The organism is Burkholderia sp. MSMB1072 (assembly GCF_001524725.1).
Taxonomy (GTDB): Bacteria; Pseudomonadota; Gammaproteobacteria; order Burkholderiales; family Burkholderiaceae; genus Burkholderia.
Window position 1 is genome coordinate 339,202 of sequence record NZ_LOYC01000009.1, and the last position, 24,000, is coordinate 363,201.

The following is a 24,000-nucleotide window of genomic DNA, read 5'->3' on the forward strand; positions in this document are numbered from 1 at the left end:
GGCGATGACCGAAGCGGCATGCTGAACGACCCGTAACGACGTGCGCGGCATGATCGGCCGCGCCCCGGATCGGGTCGCCTCGTCGTGCCCCGCCAGCGCATCCGCACCTCATCGAGGAGTCGTCCATGCGACGCATGATCGTGTCCCATCCGCTTGTCACCCGCCTGTCCGCCGCGATGGCGCTGGCCGCCGCTGCCGCGGCGCACGCCGAGCCCACCGTCGTGTCCGGCCCGAGCCCGTTCGCCGCGTGCACCATCGGCGGCCCGGGCGTCAACTACGTGAATGCTGAAGTCGAACCGTGGCTCGCGGTCAACCCCGCGAACCCGAACAACATGATCGGCGTGTGGCAGCAGGACCGCTGGTCGAACGGCGGCGCCCACGGGCTCGTCGCCGGCTACTCGTTCGATGCCGGCGCAACCTGGGCGCGCACGCCGCAGCCGTTCAGCGCATGCGCGCCGGGCGGACTGAAGTACGAGCGCGCATCCGATCCATGGGTATCGTTCGGGCCGGACGGCACCGCGTATTCGGTGTCGATCTCGTTCAATCAGTCGAACAACAGCAATGCGGTCGGCGCATCGGTCTCGACCGACGGCGGACAGACGTGGAGCAGCCCTGCCGTGCTGATCGCGAACGATGAACCGACGACGCAATTCTTCAACGACAAGGAATCGGTGACCGCCAACCCGGTGAAGGCCGGCACCGCGTACGCGGTATGGGACCGCCTCGAACTGCCGAACGGCAACCCGTACGCGAACCTGCACACGCAGGCGTTCCGCGGGCCGACGCTGTTCTCGAAGACGACCGACGGCGGCAAGACGTGGAGCGCCGCGAAGGTCATCGTCGACGTTCCTTCGCGTCAGCAGACGATCGGCAACCAGATCGTCGTCGATCCGAAGAGCGGCACGCTCTACGATTTCTTCGACCTGATCCAGCCGCCGTTCAGCAAGGCGGCCGGCAAGGTCGCGTTCATCAAGTCGACCGACGACGGCGCGACGTGGACCAAGCCGCAGGTGATCGCGGGACTGCAGACGGTCGGCGTCACGGATCCGAACACCGGCGAACCCGTGCGCACCGGCGACATCATTCCGGAGCCGGCGATCGACCCGGCATCGGGACAACTCTACGTCGTGTGGCAAGACAGCCGCTTCAACGGCGGCACGTACGACGAGATCGCGATATCGACGTCGAAGAATGGCGGCGCGACATGGAGTGCGCCGCTACAGGTGAACACGCCGACCGGGCGCCCCGCGTTCAATCCGTCGGTGCGCGTCGACAACACGGGCGCGGTGATGGTCACGTACTACGACTTCCGCGACCTGCAGGCCGGCAACACGACGACGCTGCCGACCGGCTTCTGGCGCAAGATCTCGCACGACGGCGGCGCCACGTTCGCCGACGAGCGGCGCGTCGGCGGCCCGTTCGACATGAAGCTCGCGCCCAACGCCGAAGGGTTCTTCATCGGCGACTACCAGGGGCTCGACGTCCTCCCGTCGTCGTCGTTCCATCCGTTCTTCGTCCAGACCAACGCTGGCAACCTGACGAACCGCACCGACGTGTTCTTCGCGCCGTGATGCGAGGATGACCGCTCCGGCGCCGCACGACGCCATGCGTCGCGCGGCGCCGTGCGCTTGTTCAGGGCATCGGGCGCGATGCGTCCGTCGACCGTCCCTTCCCTCGGCTTCGCGAATACGTCGTCGATGCTGGCGAGCCGGTCGCGGCGGATACGCGCGCACCAGGCGTGCGCCGCGAAATCGAGCGACTCCTGAAGATTGCGCGGCTTGCCGACGATCGACCTGCGTACGGTGATGCCATTCAGCACGGTCGAGAAGATCGGCAACGGGAAATCGCCCGGAGGCGGGCCGTTGAGCGCCACCGTGCCGCCGCGCCGGTCGATGCGGCTTCGCGCCGGTCGACGCGAAAGCCCGCGCCGGCGGTTGCACGCCGCCCCGCTGCTGCCGCGACCCTAGCCGATCCGACAGAAACCCGACAGGATCCTGCCGTTCGGCTTGGAATTTGACATGATATAACATATCATTTCGCGTGCTCGTCCGCCTGACGCCGTTCCAACCCAGGTGGCTGCGCCTCGCCGAGCCATGTTCCAACGGGTCATTGCGCGTCAGTGACGCAACAATATATCGTATCCAGCGATGATCCGCATGGCTCGTTATCCGATCCGATTCCAACCGATTCACCGACCATGCGCGACCTCCCTCGCTTACCGCTTCGCCCGCTCTCGTCCTTGTCGCTGATACTGTTCGCCGCCGTCGCCCACGCGCAGACCGATGCGTCCGGCACGCCGGCCGCCGCACCTGCGCCGCTCGCACCGATCTTCGTGACCGCGAACCCGCTCGGCGACACCGAACTGATCGCACCGACCGTCCAGCTTTCCGGCGATGCGCTGACGCGCCGCCAGGCCGATTCGCTCGGCGAAACGCTCAACGGGCTGCCCGGCGTGTCGACCACCACCTACGGGCCGATGGTCGGCCGTCCGATCATCCGCGGGATGGACGGCGACCGGATCCGGCTGCTGCAGAACGGCGTCGCGGCGTATGACGCGTCGTCGCTGTCGTACGACCATGCGGTGCCGCAGGATCCGCTGTCGATCGAGCGCGTCGAAATCGTGCGCGGGCCGGCCGCGCTGCTGTACGGCGGCAACGCGGTGGGCGGCGTGGTCAACACGATCGACAACCGGATTCCGCGCGAAGCGATCGAGGGTGTGACCGGCGCGCTCGACGCGCGCTACGGCGGCGCGAATTCCGTGCGCGCGGGTGCCGCGCAGGTCGAAGGCGGCAACGGCCGCTTCGCGTTCCACGTCGATGCATTCGATCGCGAAACGAGCAAGCTGCGGATTCCCGGCTACGCGCGCAGCAGCCAGCAACGCGCGATCGACGGCCCCGACACGCCGCAACCGGAAGGCAGCGTGCCGAACAGCGACGGCCGCGTGCACGGCGGTGCGGTCGGCGCGTCGTACACGTGGGCGGACGGTTTCGCAGGCCTGTCGTACAGCGGCTACGAATCGAACTACGGCTCCGTCGCGGAAAGCGACGTGCGGCTGCGGATGCGCCAGGAACGCCTCGCGCTCGCGTCCGAGGTGCGCAACCTGAGCGGACCCTTCACGACGCTGAAATTCGACTTCGCGTACACCGACTACCGCCACAAGGAAGTCGACAACGGCGAGACGGCGACCACCTTCCGCAACCGCGGCTACGAGGCGCGCATCGAGGCGCGCCATCGCAAGATCGGCCCGTTCGAAGGTGCGATCGGCGTGCAGTTCGGCCAGAACACTTTTTCCGCGCTCGGCGACGAATTGCTCGTGCCGTCCACGCGCACCAACAGCGTCGCGCTGTTCGGCCTGGAGGAATGGCAGGTCGTCCCGGCGCTGAAGCTGAGCCTCGGCGGCCGCTTCGAGCACGTGAAGGTCGATCCCGATCCGGCGGGCGTCGAGAAATTCGCGCTCGCGCAGCCGCGCGATCTCAACGCCGGCAGCCTGTCGGCCGGCGCGCTGTTCTCGCTGACGCCGGTATGGTCGGTCGCCGCGAACGTCGCCTACACCGAACGCGCGCCGACCTTCTACGAGTTGTATTCGAACGGCCCGCACGATGCGACCGGCCAGTTCCTGATCGGCAACCCGAACGCGTCGAAGGAAAAAGCCGTGTCGACCGACCTGTCGCTGCGCTATGCGAGCGGGCCGAACCGCGGCAGCGTCGGCGTGTTCTACAACCGCTTCTCGAACTACCTGACCGAGTACAACACCGGCCGCGTGGTGGACGACGACGGCGAGCCCGTCGCGCCCGGCACCGACGGCTCGCTCAACGAGGCGATCTATCGCGGCGTGCGCGCCGAGTTCTACGGCATCGAGCTGGACGGCAAGTGGCGTGCATTCGCGCGGCGCGGCCATACGGTCGATCTCGAACTGACGGCCGACTACACGCACGCGCGCAACGTCGATACGGGCCAGCCGCTGCCGCGCATCGCGCCGCTGCGTGCGACGCTTGCGGCCGACTACGGTTACGGCCCGTTCGGTGCGCGTGCGCAGGTCACGCACGCTTGGTCGCAGCATCGCGTACCCGACAACGACTTCTCGACGGACGGCTACACGTCGCTCGGCGTGATGCTGACCTACAAGTTCCGTGTCGGCGCGACGCACTGGCTCGCGTACCTGCGCGGCGACAACCTGACGAACCAGGAGATCCGCTACTCGACTTCGGTGGTACGCGGTTTCGCACCGGAAGGCGGCCGCAGCGTGATGGCCGGATTGCGCACCACGTTCTGACCCTCGTACGGCTCGCGGCGCCCGCCGCGGGCCTTTTACCGGCGCGAACCGAACCGGCCGCGCCGCTCCGTTTATTCGTCAATCCATCGCGCCGATTACTTCGATTACGTCGCTCACGTCGAACGCGCGCACCGCAACGAAATTCCCTTATTCGTCGGCAAATCAGAACGAAATCATCAGACAAATATCATAAAAAAGATGTTTTTTGTTTCACCAGTAAAAACACATTCAAATTCCGCGCATAACACATCGAATAAAAGCACCCCACGAGCCTTTTGATCAAGATCAAGAACGACCGCCCAATAAGGCCGTCAGTGCCAAGAAAAATGAATGTAAGGGTTTTCGAAGGGTAAAGAATCATCCCGAATACCCGTTAAAACCGGCACGAACCCGTATCTGGTCGAACGATAAATTCCATTTACAACCACACGCACAGGGGCCGAAACGTGAAAATCGTCAGAATCAGCATCAAAACGAAACTCCTCGGCGGCTTCGGCCTGCTGGCCGCGGTGGTCGTGACCGTATCGGGCATGGCGCTCAAGGCACTGTCCGATACGAACGCCGAGTTTTCACGCTACATGAACGGCATCAACGCGCGGGCCAGCCTGGCCGCACAAATCCGCACCGCGGTCGACCGGCGCGCGATCGCCGCGCGCAATCTCGTGCTCGCCACGCGGCCGTCCGACATCGAGGCCGAACTGGCCGAGGTGAACCACGCGCACAAGGACGTGCAGGACCATCTCGCAAAGCTCAACGACCTCATGGCGAACGCGACCGACACGTCCGATCGCGCACGCGAGCTGGTAGCCGAGATCGTGCGCATCGAAACCCGCTACGGGCCCGTTGCGCTGCGCATCGTCGGGCTCGCGCAGGCCGGCAGGAAGGACGACGCGATCGCCGACATCGACGACAATTGCCGCCCGCTGCTCGCGCAACTGGTGCGTGCGACCGACGCCTACGCGACCTATACGCATGAACGCGAAATCGCGATCGCGCAGGCATTCGCGGATCGCTACACGGGGGAGCGCAACCTGCTGGCCGGCATCTGCCTGATCGCCGTCGCGATCGCGGCCGGCGGCGGCCTGTGGCTCACGCGCAAGATCACGGCGCCGATCGGCTCGGCCGTCGACGTCGCGCGCACGGTGGCGAACGGCGATCTCGGCAGCCGCATCGAGGTGCGCGGCAACGACGAAACGCGCGACCTGCTCGATGCGCTGCGGACGATGAACGAGCGGCTGACCGGCATCGTCGGCCGCGTACGCGACTCGTCGAACAGCATCGCGCACGCGGTGAGCGAGATCGCATCGGGCAACCTCGACTTGAGCCAGCGCACCGAGGAACAGGCTGCTTCACTGCAGGAAACCGCGGCGACGATGGAGCAATTCACGTCCACGGTGCGCCTGAACGCGGAAAACGCGCAGCAGGCGAGCACGCTCGCCGCGAATGCGTCGGACGTCGCGCAACGCGGCAGCTCGGTGGTCGGCCGCGTGGTCGACACGATGACGGAGATCGGCCACAGCTCGTCGAAGATCGCCGACATCACCGGCATCATCGAAGGCATCGCGTTCCAGACCAACATCCTCGCACTCAACGCGGCGGTCGAAGCCGCCCGTGCGGGCGAACAGGGTCGCGGCTTCGCGGTCGTCGCGAGCGAGGTGCGCAGTCTCGCGCAGCGCTCGTCGACGGCGGCGAAGGAAATCAAGGCGCTGATCTCCGCGTCGGTGCAGACGATCCGCGACGGCTCCGCGCTCGCGGGCGAAGCCGGCAAGACGATGTCCGACGTCACGCAGGCCGTGGCGCGCGTGACGGACATCATGGGCGAGATCGCGGCCGCGTCGGCCGAGCAGAGCCGCGGCATCGACCAGGTGAACCTGACGATCACGCAGATGGACCAGACGACGCAACAGAACGCGGCGCTCGTCGAGCAGGCGGCCGCCGCATCGAAGTCGCTCGAGGCGCAGGGCCGCGAGTTGTCCGAAACGGTCGCCGCGTTCCGGATGCCGGCTGGCGCGCATGCGGTATCGCCCGGCACGCATGCACTGGAAGCCGACACGCGCCACTGGCAACCGGCCGCCGCGTAACGGCATGCGCGTCGTCCGCACCATTGCGCCCGACGCGCCGCATGACCCGGCACACACTGCGTCGCAGCGCGGCGCAAGTTTCGGTCCCGCCCGGGCAGCGCCGGTTGCAGGACCGGCGCCATCGATACGTGCGACCTGTTCGTCCGAGCCGTTCGTCGACACGGACTTTTAAAACGCACGAATGACGAGTATCCTAAAAAAGCACTTTTCGACCGGACGGCGAATCGCGTGCCCTGACTCCCGTCCGATCGCCATGCGGCCCCGTCGTATCGCGCACCGCGCGCCGATGGCGGCGTCTGCCTCTCGCGCCTTGGCCGCACGAACCTTCCCCAACAATCGTCAGGAGAGCTGGTGAGCCGACTCGTCGTCGTATCCAATCGCATCGCAGATCCCCGTAAAGCCGCGGCCGGCGGCCTCGCCGTAGCCGTGAAGGACAGCCTGCAGGAAACCGGCGGCGTCTGGTTCGGCTGGAGCGGCAGGCTACGCAGCGGCGACGAGCAAAGCGCGCATGGCGACGACGTGCAGGTCCAGAACGTCGGCGGCATCCAGCTCGCGACGGTCGATCTCGATCCGCAGGATTACGACGCTTACTATCTCGGTTACTCGAACAACGTGCTGTGGCCGGTGTTTCACTACCGGCTCGATCTCGCGCAGTTCGACCGGCGCTTCGCCGACGGCTACCGACGCGTGAACCAGCTGTTCGCGCGCAAGCTGCGCACGCTGCTGCGGCCCGACGACACCATCTGGGTCCACGACTATCAGCTGATTCCGCTCGCGGCCGAACTGCGCGCGATGGGCTGCACGAATCCGATCGGCTTCTTCCTGCACATCCCGATGCCGCCGCCGCCGATCATGGCCGCGATTCCCGAGCACGAATGGCTGATGCGCGCGCTGTTCGCGTACGACCTCGTCGGCTTCCAGACCGAATCGGATCTGCTCCACTTCGAACACTACGTCGAAGCGGAAGCCGGGGCGGCACGGCTGCCGGACGGCCGACTGCGCGCGTTCGGCCGCACGCTGTCGGCCGGCGCGTTTCCGATCGGCATCAACGTCGACGAATTCGAGTCGCTCGCGCGCGACCGCGACGGCCTCGCGATGTTCGAACGCATGCGCGACGAATATTCGCGCCGCCAGTTGCTGGTCGGGGTCGACCGGCTCGATTACACGAAAGGGCTGCCGCAGCGCGTGCACGCGTTCCGCGAGTTGCTCGAGCAGTATCCGGAGAACCGCGACCGTGCGACGCTGATCCAGATCGCCGCACCGAGCCGCGAGGATCTCGGCGCCTACGACGACCTGCGGCGCGAGATGGACAGCCTGTGCGGCGCGATCAACGGCGACTACGGCGAGCTCGAATGGATGCCGATGCGCTACATTCACCGCACCGTCGCGCGCAAGCGCCTGCCGGGCCTCTACCGCGCGAGCCGGGTCGCCCTCGTCACGCCGCTGCGCGACGGGATGAATCTCGTCGCGAAAGAGTTCCTCGCCGCGCAGGACGCGGCCGACCCCGGCGTGCTCGTGCTGTCGCGTTTCGCGGGCGCGGCCGAGCAACTGAAATCGGCGCTGCTCGTCAATCCGTACGACACGCAAGGCACCGCGCAGGCGATCCAGCGCGCGCTCACGATGCCGCTCGAAGAGCGCCGCCAGCGTCACGCCGCGCTGATGGCGATCGTGCGCAAGACCGACGTGCACTGGTGGCGCACGCGCTTTCTCGACGCGCTCGCCGAAGCGGCCGAAGTTGCGGCCGCGACCGAATCCTGACGCGCTGACGCGCGCGCCCCCCTTCGTCGTGCATGCCAGCACGACACCGTTCGATCGATGCGTGCGCGCCGCTCATCGCGACTCCATGGCGAAATAGAAGGAATATCGACGCGCGCCGTCGCCGGCCCGCGCAACGACTTCAGCGATCGGATTCGTGCGGCCGTCCGTACGCGACGAAATCGCGTTCGACGGCGGAGGCCTGCTCCGTTCCGATCGCGCCGCCGCGCGCATTCGTTTCGTCGCCCGGTAACGCCGACGTCGCCGACGACGGTTCGATGCGTCCGTCGATCAGCGCCTGCAGCGCGTCGCGTTCGAGCACCTCGCATCGCAACAGCCGTTGCGCGATGCGCTCGAGCGCGTCGCGCCGTTCGCCGAGCGTCGCCGCGACGCGCGCATGCGCATCGGTCAGCAGCGTGCGCACTTCTTCGTCGATCATGCGCGCGGTGTGCTCGCTGCAGCGGCCGCCGTCCGCATGCCACGTGCCGGGCATGCCCGTGCGCGCGTCGCCGTCGTCGAACGTCGCGAGCCCGATCTTCTCGCTCATCCCGTACTGCATGACCATGTGGCGCGCCATCGCGGTCGCGCGTTCGAGGTCGTTCTGCGCACCGGTCGAGACATCGCCGAACACGAGCTCTTCCGCCACGCGCCCGCCGAGCAACGCATCGATCCGGTCGAGCAGCTCGCTGCGGCGCAGGACGTAGCGATCCTCGGTCGGCACCTGCTGCGTGTAGCCGAGTGCGGCAACGCCGCGCGGAATGATCGACACCTTCTTCACCGGGTCGCAATGCGCGCGGCTTTCCGCGACGAGCGCATGGCCGGCTTCGTGATACGCGATCGTCAGCTTCTCCTGCTCGTTCATCACGCGGCTCTTGCGCTCGAGGCCCGTCAGCGCGCGGTCGATCGCCTCGTCGAAGTCGGCCATGCCGATCGCCGGCTTGCCGAGTTCGGCCGCATGCAGCGCGGCCTCGTTGACGACGTTCGCGAGATCGGCGCCGACGAAGCCCGGCGTGCGCGACGCAAGCTCGCCGAGATCGACGTCGGCCGCAAGCTTCACGTGCTTCACGTGCACGCCGAGAATCTGGCGGCGGCCGTTCACGTCGGGCCGGTCGATCGCGATGTGCCGGTCGAAACGGCCCGGCCGCAGCAGCGCGGGATCGAGGATCTCGGGCCGGTTCGTCGCGGCCATGATGATCACGCCGGAGCCGGCCTGGAAGCCGTCCATCTCGACCAGCAACTGGTTGAGCGTCTGTTCGCGCTCGTCGTTGCCCGACATCGGGCCGACGCCGCGCACCTTGCCGAGTGCATCGAGCTCGTCGACGAACACGATGCACGGCGCCTTCTGCTGCGCCTGCTCGAACAGGTCGCGCACGCGCGCGGCGCCCACGCCGACGAACATCTCGACGAACGCCGAGCCGCTGATCGAGAAGAACGGCACGGCCGCCTCGCCGGCCACCGCGCGTGCGAGCAGCGTCTTGCCCGTGCCCGGCGCGCCGACGACGAGCACGCCTTTCGGAATCTTGCCGCCGAGCCGCTGGTAGCGATCGGGATTGCGCAGAAACGCGACGAGCTGCTGCAATTCGGCCTTCGCTTCGTCGATGCCCGCGATGTCGTCGAACGTGATGCCGGTTTCCTGCTGCACGTACACGCGCGCACGGCTCTTGCCCATCCCGGTAAAGTCCTGCAGCCCGCCGCGCTTGCGCAGCATCATGTTCCACACGAACACGAACAGCATGAGCGGCAGCAGCCACGACGCGAGCGACGCGATCCAGCCGGTATCGGGCGTGCCGTGATAGCGGATGCCGGCGGCGGTCAGCGTGTCGATCAGGTGTTCGTCGGTCACGCGGCTGGTCGTGAAGCGCCACGGCGCGCCGGCCTGCTGCACGACCGCCGCGTCGGACGCCGGCAGCATCGTGCCGGCCTGCGGCATCTTCAGCGCGCCCGAGATCGACGCGGGGCCGACCTCGAGATCGTCGACGAGCCGCGCAGCGACGAGCCGGTGGAAATCGCTGTACGCGATCGGCGTCGACGTCGGGTGCAGCATCAGCAACTGCGCGGCGAACAGCACGAAGAAGCCCGCCGCGATCAGCAATCCCGGGTAGTCGAATTTCTTGTCCATGGCATCGGACCGGCCGTCTCTGCTGCGCGGCGTGCGCTCACGCCGGCACGCGCGCGGAACCGGTACTTGGCCGCCATGCGAAAACGGCAAGCATCCACGCCATCGTCGCCTCGCTGTCTCGCATCGTTCGCTGCATCGATGCCGCCTCGGCAACACCGTCGGCCGGCGTCGCGGGGCGATCCTCGCCCGGGCGGCACGCCGCGACGCGCCGCCCCTGGTTCCAGTCTAGTTCGCGCGCGGGCGTCGCGCACCGCTCGCCGCGCGAGCGTCGAATCGTCCGACGAACGGCTTTCATCTGCCCCCTTGGCGCGCTATAGTCGCGTTCATGACATTTATGTGACAGCCGCGTCGCGCCACCGCGCGATGCCAGCCGTTGCATTCCGTCCTGTGTCGCGGCAACCCGCGCGACGCCGGCGCGCATCGAACGACAACGCCCACCGCCCATCCGAGGAGCCCACGACGTGAACGACACCCCCGATCGCCCCGACGACCTGCCCGCCGATCCCGACCGCCGCCGTGTGCTCGGCGGCCTCGCTGCGTTCGGTGCCGGCGTCGCGCTCGCCGGTTGCGAAACCACCGCGGGCAACGCGCCGCGTTCGGCCGCCGACCTGCGCATCGACGAAGCGTTGCGCCAGCGCGTGCGCCACATCGTCGTGATCTATGCGGAAAATCGCAGCTTCGCGAACCTGTACGGCGATTTCCCGGGCGTGCGCTATCCGCTCGGCGAAGTGCGGCCCGAACAGGCACGACAGCTCGATCGCGACGGCAAGACGCCATTGCCGGTGCTGCCGAAGATCTGGGGCGGGCTCGTGCCGCAGGCGCAGGAAGTGGACGGCAAGCGCTACGCGATCGCCGAGCGCGACATCGACAAGCTGCCGAACGCGCCGTTCCCGATTACCGACGCGCAGGGCAAGCCGCTGCCGAACGGTGTGATCACGCGCGATCTATGGCATCGCTTCTACCAGAACCAGATGCAGATCGCGGGCGGCCGCAACGACCAGTTCGCCGCATGGGCCGATTCGGGCGGCCTCGTGATGGGCCACTACCGCAATTCGGCCGACACGCTGCGCCTGTGGAATCTCGCCCGGCAATACACGCTGTGCGACAACTTCTTCATGGCGGCCTTCGGCGGTTCGTGGCTGAACCACATGTTCCTGATCTCCGCGCAGCCGCCGCGGTATCCGGACGCGCACAAGCATCCGCATGCGGCGAAACTGCTGTCGCAGGTCGAAGGCGACGACCCGGCCGGCACGCGCCTGAAGCTCGCCGACGATTCGCCCGCGTCCGCGCTCGACGGCCCGCCGAAGTTCGCGGCCGACGGCCCGCTGACGCCGGACGGCTACGGCGTGAACACGATGGCGCCGCCGTACCAGCCGAGCTACGTGCCGCCGCCCGATCCGGGCAACGCTGCGTATGCGGATCCGGCCGACCATCGCGTGATGCCGCCGCAGGGCTACGCGACGATCGGCGACCGCCTGTCGGAAAAGAACATCGACTGGGCGTGGTACAGCGGCGCGTGGCAGTACGCGCTCGAGCATCGCGACACCGGCGCCGTGCCCGACTTTCAGTACCACCACCAGCCGTTCAACTACTTCGCGAACTACGCGCCCGGCACCGAAGCCCGCCGCAAGCACCTGCGCGATGCAGGGCTCGGCGACGCGCCGTCGACCAACCGCTTCATCGCCGACATCGACGCGGGCCGCCTGCCGGCCGTCACGTTCTACAAGCCGCAGGGCAACCTGAACATGCATGCGGGCTATGCGGACATCGAATCGGGCGACCGTCACATCGCGACCGTGATCGACCATATCCGGCGCGGGCCGCAATGGGAAAACACCGTGATCGTGATGACGCACGACGAGAACGGCGGCTGGTGGGATCACGTCGCGCCGCCGGTCGGCGATCGCTGGGGCCCCGGCTCGCGGATCCCGGCGCTCGTGATCTCGCCGTTCGCGAAAAAGGGCTTCGTCGATCACACGCTGTACGACACGAACTCGATCCTGCGCTTCATCAGCCGCGTGCACGGCCTCGCGCCGCTCGACGGCGTGGTCCTGCGCAACAACGCGTTCGCCGCACGCGGCGCGACGCCGCCGGGCGATTTGACGAACGCGCTCGATCTCGGCTGATCGCCCGTCGATCACCGGAAACAACGACGCCCCGGGCCACGCGATGGATGGCCCGGGGCGTCGTTCGTTTTCGGCCCGGCGATGCCATGCGGCGCCGGGCCATGCGCCGCGCGCAACGTGCGCGACGCCGATTCCGCGCGTCAGCCGCCGATACGCTGCTCGATCTTCTTCATCGTGTCGGTCATTTCAGCCGGCAAGCGCAGCTTCAACGTCTCGAACAGCGCCGCATGCAGCTTCAGCTCCTCACGCCATTCGTCCGCGTTCATCGACGTCACCGCATCGAACTGATCGCGCGTGAAATCGAGACCGTCCCAGTGCAGGTCTTCATACGAAGGCGACACGCCGAACGCATGCTCGCCGCCACCGCCGGTGCCTTCCAGACGATCGAGCATCCACTTCAGCACGCGCATGTTCTCGCCGAAGCCGGGCCACACGAACTTGCCGTTCGCATCCTTGCGGAACCAGTTCACGCAATAGATCTTCGGCGGCTTCGCACCGGCGGCTTCGAGCTGCTTGCCGAGTTCGAGCCAGTGCGCGAAATAATCGCTGACGTTGTAACCGCAGAACGGCAGCATCGCGAACGGATCGCGGCGCACGATGCCCTGCTTGCCGACGGCTGCCGCGGTCGTCTCGGAACCCATCGTCGCGGCCATGTACACGCCTTCCACCCAGTCGCGCGCCTCGGTCACGAGCGGCACCGTCGTCGAGCGGCGGCCACCGAAGATGAACGCGTCGATCGGCACGCCGGCCGGGTTTTCCCAGTCGTCGTCGATCGACGGGCACTGCGCAGCCGGCGCGGTGAAGCGCGAGTTCGGATGCGCGGCCTTGCGCCCGGTTTCCTTGGCCGTTTCGGGCGTCCACGGATTGCCCTGCCAGTCGGTCAGCTTCGCGGGCGGCGTGTCGGTCAGCCCTTCCCACCACACGTCGCCGTCTTCCGTCAGCGCGACGTTCGTGAAGATCACGTTTTCCTTCAGCGTGGCGATCGCGTTCGGATTGGTCTTCACGCCCGTGCCCGGCGCCACGCCGAAGAAGCCGGCTTCCGGATTGATCGCATACAGGCGGCCGTCGCGGCCGGGCTTCAACCACGCGATGTCGTCGCCGATCGTCGTGACCTTCCAGCCGTCGAAGCCCTGCGGCGGGATCAGCATCGCGAAGTTGGTCTTGCCGCACGCGGACGGAAACGCGGCCGCGACGTGATACTTCTTGCCGGCCGGCGACGTCACGCCGAGGATCAGCATGTGTTCGGCGAGCCAGCCCTGATCGCGGCCCATCGTCGACGCGATGCGCAGTGCGAAACACTTCTTGCCGAGCAGCGCGTTGCCGCCGTAGCCCGAGCCGAAGCTCCAGATCTCGCGCGTTTCCGGGAAGTGCACGATGTACTTGACCGGATTGCACGGCCACGGCACGTCCTGCTGGCCGGCCTCGAGCGGATGGCCGACGCTGTGCACGCAAGGCACGAAATCGCCGTCCTCGCCGAGCACGTCGTACACGTCGCGCCCCATGCGCGTCATGATCCGCATGTTCACCGCGACGTACGGGCTGTCGGACAGCTCGACGCCGACGTGCGCGATCGGCGAGCCGAGCGGCCCCATCGAGAACGGCACGACGTACAACGTGCGACCGCGCATCGAACCGCGGAACAGCCCGTTGAGCGTCTCGCGCATTTCGGCCGGATCGATCCAGTTGTTGGTCGGGCCGACGTCGTCGCGCGACGCCGCGCAGATGAACGTGCGATCCTCGACGCGCGCGACGTCCGACGGATCGGATTGCGCGAGATACGAGTTCGGGCGCTTCGCCGGATTCAGGCGTGTGAGCGTGCCCTGGTCGACCATCGCCTGGCACAGCGCGTCGTATTCTTCCTGCGAACCGTCACACCATACGATGCGCTCGGGCTCCGTGAGCGCCGCAATGCGCGCTACCCAGTCGATCAGCTTGCGATGTTTGACGAAAGCCGGCGGAGCGATCAGCGGGCCGTGCGTCGCTTCGGCCAAAGTGTTTTGCGACATGGGGATGTCTCCAGATTATTGGGCGGGGATGGGGGATGCGGGCTAGCCCGCGAGATGGGGAATGCGTGCGGAGCGCAGGAAGATGCGGCACGTGGAACGGGACGCGCGAGCGGAGCGCGCGTCGATGCCGCGATGCGTGCGAGAGAAGGTGAAGTCTCGTTAGAGGGTGCGAACGCGAGTTTCGCCATGCAAGCAACCTGCCATACAACTCCATGCCGGCCAGCATACCATCGCCGTTATTGGGCGGGCGTTGCGTTGCAACAAGAAACAACTGTGACGGCGCACCGGCACGCGCGTTGCAGACAGGTGCTTTTTTACGGTGTCATCGCAGGCGACTGGGGGACAAAACGGCCGCAACAGCCGCCCGGCAAGGGTTTCGCGCGAGCGGTAATTTCAACCCGCGTATCGTCCATGCGGGCAATGCGAACACGCACAGCGCCCATTCGCGTTTTCGCTACTCAGGCAAACCCTGAATTAGGTTGCGCACACAAACATCCTGATCGAATGCCCCGATGCAGCCACCGCTCATGACGGTACGCGTGGCAATCCGGGGTAATACGCGCCCGGCTACGACGCGAATCGTCGAGGAGTACTGCCGGTCGCCGCGATGACGATCCGCCGGCATTGTTCGACGCGGTTGGCGACGACGCACGATTCCGGCACGACGTGGGCGAGATGATCGACAGTCACGGATGCTTCGTCGATCTCGACGAGATCGACGGCGTGCCGACGAACCGGCACGCCGCGAAGGGCGTGCGCGGGTAACGCACTTGCTCGGGCAGGCAAAAAAAACGCCAACCCCAAGGGGCTGGCGTCGTGCTTCGGGTCGGACGACGATCAGAACTGGTTCATCGTGTTGTCCTTGCCTGCTGCCTTCAGCGCCGCTTCGCCGCTGAAGTATTCCTTGTGATCGTCACCGATGTCCGAACCGGACATGTTCTGGTGCTTCACGCAGGCGATGCCCTGACGGATTTCCTTGCGCTGCACGCCCGCCACGTAGCCGAGCATGCCCTGGTCGCCGAAGTATTCCTTGGCCAGATTGTCGGTCGACAGCGCGGCCGTGTGGTACGTCGGCAGCGTGATCAGGTGGTGGAAGATGCCTGCTTCACGCGATGCATCGGCCTGGAACGTACGGATCTTCTCGTCGGCCAGCTTGGCCAGTTCGGATTCGTCGTATTCGACGCTCATCAGCTGCGCACGGTCGTAAGCCGACACGTCCTTGCCTTCGGCCTTCATCGCGTCGTAGGCCTGCTGGCGGAAATTCAGCGTCCAGTTGAACGACGGGCTGTTGTTGTACACCAGCTTCGCGTTCGGGATCACCTTGCGGATCTCGCGGACCATGCCGCCGATCTGCGCGATGTGCGGCTTTTCGGTTTCGATCCACAGCAGGTCGGCGCCGTTCTGCAGCGACGTGATGCAGTCGAGCACGCAACGCGCTTCGCCCGTGCCGGCGCGGAACTGGAACAGGTTGCTCGGCAGGCGCTTCGGACGCAGCAGCTTGCCGTCGCGCTTGATGACGACGTCACCGTTGCCCAGTTGGTCGGCCGACAGCTCTTCGCAATCGAGGAACGAGTTGTACTGGTCGCCCAGGTCGCCCGGCGCGTTGGTCACGGCGATCTGCTTGGTCAGGCCGGCGCCCAGCGAATCGGTACGCGCGACGATGATGCCGTCGTCCACGCCCAGCTCCAGGAACGCATAGCGGATCGCGCGGATCTTCGCGAGGAAGTCCTCGTGCGGCACCGTGACCTTGCCGTCCTGGTGGCCGCACTGCTTCTCGTCCGACACCTGGTTTTCGATCTGGATGCAGCATGCGCCCGCTTCGATGAACTGCTTGGCCAGCAGGTAGGTCGCTTCCGCATTGCCGAAACCGGCGTCGATGTCGGCGATGATCGGCACGACGTGCGTGGCGTGGTTGTCGATCTTTTGCTGGATCGCGGCCTTGGCGGCCGCGTCCTTCGCGGCATCCAGCTCGCGGAACAGGCCGCCCAGCTCGCGGGCGTCGGCCTGGCGCAGGAACGTATACAGCTCGCGGATCAGCGCGCTGACGGAGGTCTTTTCGTGCATCGACTGGTCCGGCAGCGGGCCGAACTCCGAGCGCAGCGCGGCGACCATCCAGCCCGACAGGTACAGGTAGCGGCGTTCGGTGCTGTTGAAGTGCTTCTTGATGGAGATCATCTTCTGCTGGCCGATGAAGCCGTGCCAGCAGCCCAGCGACTGCGTGTACTTGGACGGATCGGCATCGTACGCGGCCATGTCGGCGCGCATGATCTTCGCGGTGTACTTCGCGATGTCCAGCCCGGTCTTGAACTTGTTCTGGGCACGCATGCGGGCGGCGTATTCCGGGTTGATGGCATTCCACGCGCTGCCGTGGTTTTCCTTCAAACCTGCCACTGCCTTGATGTCGTCTTGATATTGGGACATGTCTATCTCCTGGGAACGAAGCGCATTTGAGTAAAGGGTTCAGCGTGCCCGCCGCGTGTGACGAAGCGAACTGCATGGACTCAATAGTAATCCCGCCCGGCGCGATTTCGGTCAAGTCTTATATAAGACATAAGATATAAATTTCTATTGTTTTTCAATGAGATAGCCAAGCGTTTTTGCGATGCAAAACACGGTTTCAAGCGGCGGTAAAACGCGGCGGCAGGAATCCGGCCAGCATCTCGCGATATGAAATGCCCTTTCGGCTGCTGAAGGACGGGCACGCTTCGATCAGGCCGGGAGCAACGACGACCGTCAGGCTTTGTCATCACCATGACAAAACGTCTATACTTGGACGATTATTTGATACGCGCGCGTCAGCGCATCGGCCTGCGTCCCGGATCGACATGAACGACTCTCCCGTTTTCGACACCCTTTGCGAACTGCTGAATACGTCCGGCGCGCGTTTCCGCGTGCTCGAGCATCCGGCGGAAGGCAAATCCGACGCGATCGCCGCGCTGCGCGGCACACGCCCCGAACAGGGCGCGAAGGCGATGCTCTGCACGTTCAAGGATGGCGGCGACACCGCCGCGCTCGCGGTGATTCCCGGCCATCTGAAGATCGACTTCCGCAAGGTCGCCGATGCGGTGGGCCGGCGCAAGGCGACGCTCGCGTCGCCCGACGTCGCGGCCGCCGTCACGCGCTGCGTGATGGGCGCCGTGCCGCCATTCGTATTCGATCCGAACGTGACGCTCGTCGTCGATCCGGCCCTGGTCGAGCGCAACGCCGAGATCGCGTTCAACGCGGGCCGCCTCGACCGCTCGGTCGTGCTCGACGCGGCCGACTATGTCCGGATCGCGCGCCCGCTGCTGGCCGACATCACGCGGCCGGAAACGACGGACACGCCCGCCTCCCAGGACCACGCATGAGCACGAACCGCAAATCGCCGCCGTCGGAGCAGGCATCGCTGATCGAGCAGGTGCAGCGCATCGCCGAAGGGCTCGGCGAGATGTTCGCGCCGTTCACCGAGGTCGTCGTGCACGACCTGCGCACGCCCGAGCATGCGATCCTCGCGATCCACAACAACCTGTCCGGACGCGCGGTTGGCGATCCCGCGACCGAACTCGGCCTCGCCCGCATCGCCGACGACGATTTCCCGCAGGTGCTCGCGAATTACCCGAACCGCTTCGCCGACGGCCGCACCGCGAAAAGCACGTCGATCGGCATCAAGGATTCGGCCGGGCGCTACGTGGCCGCGCTGTGCCTGAATGCCGACGTCACGCTGTTCCGTGGCTTCCAGGGCATGCTCAACCAGTTCTGCCGCACGGACGGCGAAGCCGTCGTCGAAACGCTCGACCCGGCCGGTGCCGACGCGATCCGGCAGCGCATCGACGCATTCGCGACGCGCCTCGCGACGACGCCGCGCGAGCTGAAGACCGACCAGCGCCGCGAGCTGATGCAGACGCTGAAGGCCGACGGCTTCCTCGAGGTGCGCCGCGCGATGGAGATCGTGTCGCAGCATCTCGGCGTCTCGCGCGCCACCGTCTACAACGACGCGAAGTGACGCGTCGCGCGTCCGGCCTCCCCATTTCGAGTTTTCCCGTTGACTGATCTTTTCGACTCTCGAGCGACCATGAACTCTCCGATGCTTCCCACGTACGACGACGTCGCCGCCGCGGCGGCCCGGCTCGAAGGCCACGCACACCGCACGCCCGTCATGACGTCGCGCACGGTCGACGACACACTCGGCGCGCAGGTGTTCTTCAAGTGCGAAAACCTGCAGCGCATGGGCGCCTTCAAGTTCCGCGGCGCATTCAACGCGCTGTCGCGCTTCAACGCGGAACAGCGGCGCCACGGCGTCGTCGCGTTCTCGTCGGGCAACCATGCGCAGGCGATCGCGCTGTCGGCACGCATCCTCGGCATTCCCGCGACGATCGTGATGCCGCAGGACGCGCCGGCCGCGAAAATGGCCGCGACGCGCGGCTACGGCGGCAATGTCGTGACCTACGACCGCTACACCGAGGATCGCGAGCAGATCGGGCGCGCGCTCGCGGAGAAGCACGGGCTCACGCTGGTTCCGCCCTACGATCACCCGGACGTGATCGCCGGCCAGGGCACCGCGGCCAAGGAACTGTTCGACGAAGTCGGCCCGCTCGACGCGGTGTTCACGCCGCTCGGCGGCGGCGGGCTGCTGTCGGGCACCGCGCTCGCCACGCGTGCGCTGTCGCCGCATGCGAAGCTGTACGGCGTCGAGCCCGAAGCCGGCAACGACGCCCAGCAATCGTTCCGGTCCGGCACGATCGTGCACATCGACACGCCGCGTACGATCGCCGACGGCGCGCAGACGCAGCATCTCGGCAACCTGACGTTCCCGATCCTGCGCCGCGACGTCGACGACATCCTGACCGCGACGGACGCGGAACTCGTCGACTGCATGCGCTTCTTCGCCACGCGGATGAAGATCGTCGTCGAGCCGACCGGCTGCCTGTCGTTCGCCGCCGTGCGGCGGATGAAGGATGCGCTGCAGGGCAAGCGCGTCGGCGTGGTGATCAGCGGCGGCAACGTCGATCTCGAGAACTTCTGCGCGCTGGTGTCGGCGCCGGCCTGACCGTCTGCGCGCGCATGAAGATCCTGTCATGCGCGCGCCGCCCGGCCTTCACGCCGCGTTAAGTTTCGCTCCCTAGACTGATTACGTCGCCCCGAAATCGGTCATGCAGGAGTGTTCATGAATACGCACGCGATCGTCGCCGCCGCCCTGGCGGCCGCTTCCCTGGCGGCGTTCGCTCAACCGGACGTGACGTCATCCGGTGTTTCCGCCGCCTCGCCTCACCCCGCAGTCGGGCACGCGATGCACCGTTCGCCCGCCGCGTGGCCGCCCGCCGGCTTCGTGCTCGCGAAGATCGATCAGAACAATACGCCGCCCGATCGCGGCGGCGAACCGGGCGGCCGCACGCACGCCGGCACGCATATGTAACGACACGCGCCGGCCATCGGGATTCGGCACGACGGCAGCCGGTTCCGGCACGGCGGCATGCGGTCGAACCCGGCCGTTTTCTTCAGACCTGAAACGCCGTCCGCGCACATCGAACGAAAGGATCTGGAAAGCCGGCGCCGATCGATGACGTTTTTTCGCATCCGCGCGCAGACGAACGATTGACGTGCCCGAGCGCACGCCATTACCCTTGCGCGCTGATGGTTCCCGGAGACGGGATCAAAAGGGAACGCAGGCGAGGCGACGCCTCGAATCTGCGGCTGCCCCCGCAACTGTGAGCGGCGAATCCGTGCCACCGCGTGCCACTGGGAAACCGGGAAGGCCTGCACGGATGGCGACCCGCGAGCCAGGAGACCTGCCATCGACCCGAGGTCCAGCAGCCGCACCGGGCGGGGTGTCCCGATGTGCAAGCACCGCCGTTGGCGGCCGCCCGTTGCATGGACGACCCGACCTCAGGATCCGCCAGATGTCCATCGTTCCCGAATCCGCTTCCCGGCCGGAAGCGTCGCACCGACACGCCGTCGGCATGCGTCCCCTGTCCGCCTTGCGCTCACGATCGCCGTACCCGCCCTACGCTTTGTCCCGCCGCCTCATGAACATTCGTCACCTGCTCGCCACGTCCGTCGCCACCGCGCTGTTTTCCCCGCTCGCCCATGCGGCCGGCGACACTGCGCCTGCACGGCCCGCCGCGCCCGCCGACGGCACGGACCTGCCGACGATCAGCGTGACCGACACGCGGCACCTGCCCGAATCGTTCGACCGGCGCTATGCGTCGACGCAGGTGCTCACGCGCGAGGATCTCGACCGGCTGTCGCCGACCGACCCGAGCATCACGCAGGCGCTCGCGACGCTGCCGGGCGTGACCGTCGTGCAGAACGGCGGGCCCGGCTCGTCCGCGACGGTCAGCATTCGCGGCGCGTCGGCGAGCCAGGTCGCCGTATTCATCGACGGCATCCGGATCGGCTCGCCGACCACCGGCATCGCGCCGTGGGCCAACCTGCCGACCGAAGCGTTCGAGCGCGTCGAAGTGATCTCCGGCCCGGCCGCCGCATCGTTCGGCAACAACGCGATGGGTGGCGTCGTGCAGTTGTTCACGCGCCGCGCCGCCAACCAGCCGAACCAGACCACCGTGTCGTTCGGCGGCGGCTCGAACAAGACGTTCGACACGCAGTTCCGCACGTCGGGCACGGTGCCGTCGACGGGGCCCCTCGCCGCACTCGGCGGGCTCACCTATTCGCTCGGGCTGCACGACTACAACACGGCCGGCATCGATGCGACGCGGCCGTTCTTCTACGGCCACGAAGACGGCCGCAATCCGTATCACGCGCAGGATCTCGATGCGCGGCTCGGGTATGCGCGCGACAACTGGTCGATCTCGACGTTCGCGCTGTATCACCGCTCCGATCTGTCCTACGACAACAGCGGCTACGCCAATCGCGAGCTGGATCACCAACTGACGACCGGCGTTGCGTTCCATCTCGACATCACGCCCGATACGCAGTTCGACCAGTCGTTCGGTTATGCGAACGATCGCCAGTTCATCCATGCGGACAACCCGGCCCTCGCGACGGACCAGATCGACTCGCAGCGGATCAGCACGTCGACGTCGCTGACCCATCAGGAGCGCGGGTTTCACCTGTTCGGCCTGCCGCTGTCGGGCGAATCGAAGCTCGCCTACGACTTCACGCGCGAACAGGCGTTCCTGCCGGCCGACATTCCCGGCGGCGTGCCGACACGCAACGACTCCGCGTTCTCGCTGCACCAGTCGGCGACGCTCGGCAGCGTGACGATGTTCGTCGCCGGCCGTCACGAGATCATCGCCGGGCAAGCCGTGAACACCGGCAACGCCGCGCTGTCGTGGGCGATCACGCCGGTCTACGCGGCGCGCGTATCGTACGGCAATGCGTTCCACCTGCCGACGTTCAACGACCTGTACTACCCCGGCTACGGCAATCCGACCCTCAGCCCGGAGCGCAGCACGTCGGTCGAGGCCGCGCTCGACGCGAACACGGCATACGGCACGTTCACCGCAGCGATCTACGACACGCGCGTCAACAACCTGATCGCGTACAACCCGGCGACGTTCTCGCCGATGAACATCGGCCGTTCGCACATTCGCGGCATCGACCTGTCGTACAAGGGGACGATCGGCCGCTCGACGCCGGTGAGCGTTGCCGTCGGCATCCTGAATCCACAGGACGAGACCAACCAGACCTGGCTCAGCCGCCGGCCGCGCCAGACGGGCAGCGTAAACGTCGACCACACGTGGGACGAACTGAAGCTGCACGCGTTGAGCACGGGTGCGTCGCTGCTGTACGGCGGCTCTACGTTCGACGATCCGGCCAACCGGCAGTATCTGGCGTCGTACCTGACGGTGAGCCTGCGCGCGTCGTACAGGATCAATTCGCACCTGACGGTGTCGGCGTCGCTGTCGAACCTGTTCGACCGGCAGTACATGACCGCGTACGGCTACAACACGCTCGGGCGCACCGCGTTCGGCAAGGTCAGCTACACGTTCTGACGGCCCGGCGCATCGACGCAACGCGCCACACCGGCACGCGCGGGAAATTGACATCGCGGCAAAAGCTAATAGAATTAGTTTTTTGACTCACCCGCATGGTATTCGTCATGGCGCGTGCCGGTATCACCGTGGACAAGCTCGTCGAAGCCGGCGCGCAGCTGGCCGATGAAACCGGCTTCGAGCAACTGACCGGCGCGGCGCTCGCGCGGCATTTCGACGTCAAGCTCGCGAGCCTGTATTCCCATATCCCGAGCTTCGACGATCTCAAGAGCCGCATCGCGCTGTTCGCGCTGCAGGAGCTGGCCGATCGCGCCACCGACGCGCTGGCCAGCCGCACCGGCAAGGACGCGCTGGCCGCGCTCGCGAACGTCTATCGCGACTACGCGCGTGCGCATCCGGGCCGCTTCGCGGCCGCTCGCCATCCGGTGAGCGCCGAGCGCGCCGCCGCGAGCGCGGGCGGGCAGCTCGTCAGGATGACGTCGGCGGTGCTGCGCGGCTACGGCCTGCCCGATACCGAACACGCGCATGCGATCCGCCTGCTTGGCGGCTTCTTCATGGGCTACGTGACGCTCGAAAACGCCGGCGGCTTCTCGCACAGCGCGCCGGATGCCGACGCGTCGTGGTCGCGCTGCCTCGATGCGCTCGACGTGATGTTGCGCCACTGGCCTTCGGCCGCATGACGCCCCGAACGAAACCCGGGTGATGAAAGACAAACCAGACGGCGTCGTGCTGCCGAGCCGAGTCGTCCCCTTCCCGACCTCGATCAGCGACGAAGCGCGCGCGGCGCTGCAACGCCTGACCGGCGACGACGGCGTGCCGCTGAACGCAGCGCACGTAATGCCGGCCCCGGACGACATCGACGCGTGGATGCGCGTGAAGGCCAGCGCCGACGCGCATTACGCGACCGCGGTCGAGCAGCTCGCCGGCTATTTGCGTTCGCACGTCGAAACGGTCCGCGTCGGCGATGCGGACGTGCATGTCGCGACCCCCGAAGCGGCGGCTTCCGACGCCTGCGCGATCATCGATCTGCATGGCGGCGCGCTGGTCGTCGGCGGCGGCGCCGCGTGCCGCGCCGGCGCGCAGATGCAGGCCGATCGGCTCGGCATTCGCTGCTACGGCGTCGACTACCGGATGCCGCCGGAACACCCGTATCCGGCCGCGCTCGACGACTGCATCGCGGCCTATGCCTACGTGCTGGAGCGTTACGCCCCGGAAAACGTCGTCATCGGCGGCCGGTCGGCCGGCGGCAATCTCGCTGCCGCGATGGTGCTGCGGGCCCGCGACGAGGGCCTGCCGCTGCCGGCCGCGCTCGTGCTGCTGTCGCCGGAAGCCGACCTGACCGAATCCGGCGACAGTTTCGAGACCAACCGGCTCGTCGACGTCGTGTTGCCGGGGCCACTGATGGCGAACAACCTGCTCTACGCGAACGGCGCCGATCTCGCGCATCCGTACCTGTCGCCGCTGTTCGGTGATTTCGCCGCCGGCTTCCCGCCGACCTTCATCCAGAGCGGCACACGCGACCTGTTTCTGTCGAACGCCGTTCGCCTGCATCGCGCACTGCGGCGCGCGCAGGTGCCGACCGAATTGCACGTGTTCGAGGCGATGCCGCATGGCGGGTTCATGGGCGCGCCGGAGGATATCGAGCTGAGCCGGGAAATCGCACGCTTCGTGCATGCGCACTTGCATTTGCACGCATCGAATTGAGCCGG

The 24,000-nt window shown here is 66.8% G+C and carries 16 protein-coding genes, 1 pseudogene and 1 riboswitch; of the genes and pseudogenes, 13 read left to right on the forward strand and 4 right to left on the reverse strand.

What is annotated here, in order from left to right; all coding sequences use genetic code 11:
• Positions 1 to 125: 125 nt before the first annotated feature.
• Positions 126 to 1,571, forward strand: a complete 1,446-nt coding sequence (locus WS89_RS03575; protein WP_059789516.1) for a sialidase family protein — start codon at positions 126 to 128, stop codon at positions 1,569 to 1,571.
• 77 nt (positions 1,572 to 1,648) lie between these two features.
• Here WS89_RS03575 and WS89_RS34510 read toward each other — a convergent pair.
• A pseudogene (locus WS89_RS34510) lies at positions 1,649 to 1,888 on the reverse strand (zinc-dependent alcohol dehydrogenase); the annotation flags it as partial.
• Positions 1,889 to 2,197: 309 nt separating this feature from the next.
• On the opposite strand from WS89_RS34510, the gene WS89_RS03585 reads away from it, so the two are divergent.
• The 3 genes from WS89_RS03585 (at position 2,198) to otsA (ending at position 8,112) form a co-directional block, all read left to right on the forward strand.
• Complete coding sequence (locus WS89_RS03585) at positions 2,198 to 4,273, forward strand: TonB-dependent receptor (protein WP_082741773.1); 2,076 nt, start codon at positions 2,198 to 2,200, stop codon at positions 4,271 to 4,273.
• Between the two features lie 446 nt (positions 4,274 to 4,719).
• Entirely contained in the window at positions 4,720 to 6,354 is a 1,635-nt protein-coding gene (locus WS89_RS03590) for a methyl-accepting chemotaxis protein (protein WP_059789518.1), read from the forward strand.
• Between the two features lie 351 nt (positions 6,355 to 6,705).
• Positions 6,706 to 8,112, forward strand: a complete 1,407-nt coding sequence (gene otsA / locus WS89_RS03595) for an alpha,alpha-trehalose-phosphate synthase (UDP-forming) (protein ID WP_059789519.1) — start codon at positions 6,706 to 6,708, stop codon at positions 8,110 to 8,112.
• Between the two features lie 139 nt (positions 8,113 to 8,251).
• Here otsA and ftsH read toward each other — a convergent pair whose 3' ends face one another.
• The gene (gene ftsH / locus WS89_RS03600) at positions 8,252 to 10,228 is read right to left on the reverse strand and encodes an ATP-dependent zinc metalloprotease FtsH (protein WP_059789520.1); all 1,977 of its coding nucleotides are present in this window, start codon (positions 10,226 to 10,228) and stop codon (positions 8,252 to 8,254) included.
• Positions 10,229 to 10,689: 461 nt separating this feature from the next.
• On the opposite strand from ftsH, the gene WS89_RS03605 reads away from it, so the two are divergent.
• Positions 10,690 to 12,354: an acid phosphatase gene (locus WS89_RS03605; protein ID WP_059505336.1), complete on the forward strand. Its 1,665-nt coding sequence runs from the start codon at positions 10,690 to 10,692 to the stop codon at positions 12,352 to 12,354.
• Between the two features lie 140 nt (positions 12,355 to 12,494).
• Here WS89_RS03605 and WS89_RS03610 read toward each other — a convergent pair whose 3' ends face one another.
• Positions 12,495 to 14,360, reverse strand: a complete 1,866-nt coding sequence (locus tag WS89_RS03610) for a phosphoenolpyruvate carboxykinase (GTP) (RefSeq protein WP_059505338.1) — start codon at positions 14,358 to 14,360, stop codon at positions 12,495 to 12,497.
• Positions 14,361 to 14,984: 624 nt separating this feature from the next.
• On the opposite strand from WS89_RS03610, the gene WS89_RS33585 reads away from it, so the two are divergent.
• Positions 14,985 to 15,125, forward strand: coding sequence for a hypothetical protein (locus tag WS89_RS33585; RefSeq protein WP_156440507.1), 141 nt, complete (start codon positions 14,985 to 14,987; stop codon positions 15,123 to 15,125).
• Positions 15,126 to 15,197: 72 nt separating this feature from the next.
• On the opposite strand, the gene WS89_RS03615 is transcribed toward WS89_RS33585, so the two are convergent.
• Positions 15,198 to 16,781, reverse strand: a complete 1,584-nt coding sequence (locus WS89_RS03615; RefSeq protein WP_059789521.1) for an isocitrate lyase — start codon at positions 16,779 to 16,781, stop codon at positions 15,198 to 15,200.
• 404 nt (positions 16,782 to 17,185) lie between these two features.
• On the opposite strand from WS89_RS03615, the gene WS89_RS03620 reads away from it, so the two are divergent.
• The 7 genes from WS89_RS03620 (at position 17,186) to WS89_RS03650 (ending at position 23,995) form a co-directional block, all read left to right on the forward strand.
• Positions 17,186 to 17,707, forward strand: a complete 522-nt coding sequence (locus tag WS89_RS03620; RefSeq protein WP_059789522.1) for a YbaK/prolyl-tRNA synthetase associated domain-containing protein — start codon at positions 17,186 to 17,188, stop codon at positions 17,705 to 17,707.
• The gene (locus WS89_RS03625) at positions 17,704 to 18,342 is read left to right on the forward strand and encodes a helix-turn-helix transcriptional regulator (protein ID WP_059789523.1); all 639 of its coding nucleotides are present in this window, start codon (positions 17,704 to 17,706) and stop codon (positions 18,340 to 18,342) included. Before WS89_RS03620 ends, WS89_RS03625 begins: the two co-directional genes overlap by 4 nt.
• 69 nt (positions 18,343 to 18,411) lie before the next feature.
• Entirely contained in the window at positions 18,412 to 19,386 is a 975-nt protein-coding gene (locus WS89_RS03630; RefSeq protein WP_059789524.1) for a threo-3-hydroxy-L-aspartate ammonia-lyase, read from the forward strand.
• A gap of 117 nt (positions 19,387 to 19,503) precedes the next feature.
• On the forward strand, positions 19,504 to 19,752 hold the full coding sequence (locus WS89_RS03635; RefSeq protein ID WP_059789525.1) for a hypothetical protein: 249 nt from the start codon (positions 19,504 to 19,506) through the stop codon (positions 19,750 to 19,752).
• A 202-nt stretch (positions 19,753 to 19,954) separates the two neighbouring features.
• A riboswitch (cobalamin riboswitch) is annotated at positions 19,955 to 20,147 on the forward strand.
• Between the two features lie 215 nt (positions 20,148 to 20,362).
• Positions 20,363 to 22,291 carry a TonB-dependent receptor domain-containing protein gene (locus WS89_RS03640; RefSeq protein ID WP_059789526.1) on the forward strand — a complete coding sequence of 643 codons (1,929 nt, stop codon included), beginning with the start codon at positions 20,363 to 20,365 and terminating at the stop codon, positions 22,289 to 22,291.
• Between the two features lie 107 nt (positions 22,292 to 22,398).
• On the forward strand, positions 22,399 to 22,971 hold the full coding sequence (locus tag WS89_RS03645) for a TetR/AcrR family transcriptional regulator (RefSeq protein WP_059789725.1): 573 nt from the start codon (positions 22,399 to 22,401) through the stop codon (positions 22,969 to 22,971).
• A 22-nt stretch (positions 22,972 to 22,993) separates the two neighbouring features.
• The gene (locus tag WS89_RS03650; RefSeq protein ID WP_059789527.1) at positions 22,994 to 23,995 is read left to right on the forward strand and encodes an alpha/beta hydrolase; all 1,002 of its coding nucleotides are present in this window, start codon (positions 22,994 to 22,996) and stop codon (positions 23,993 to 23,995) included.
• Positions 23,996 to 24,000 lie beyond the last annotated feature (5 nt).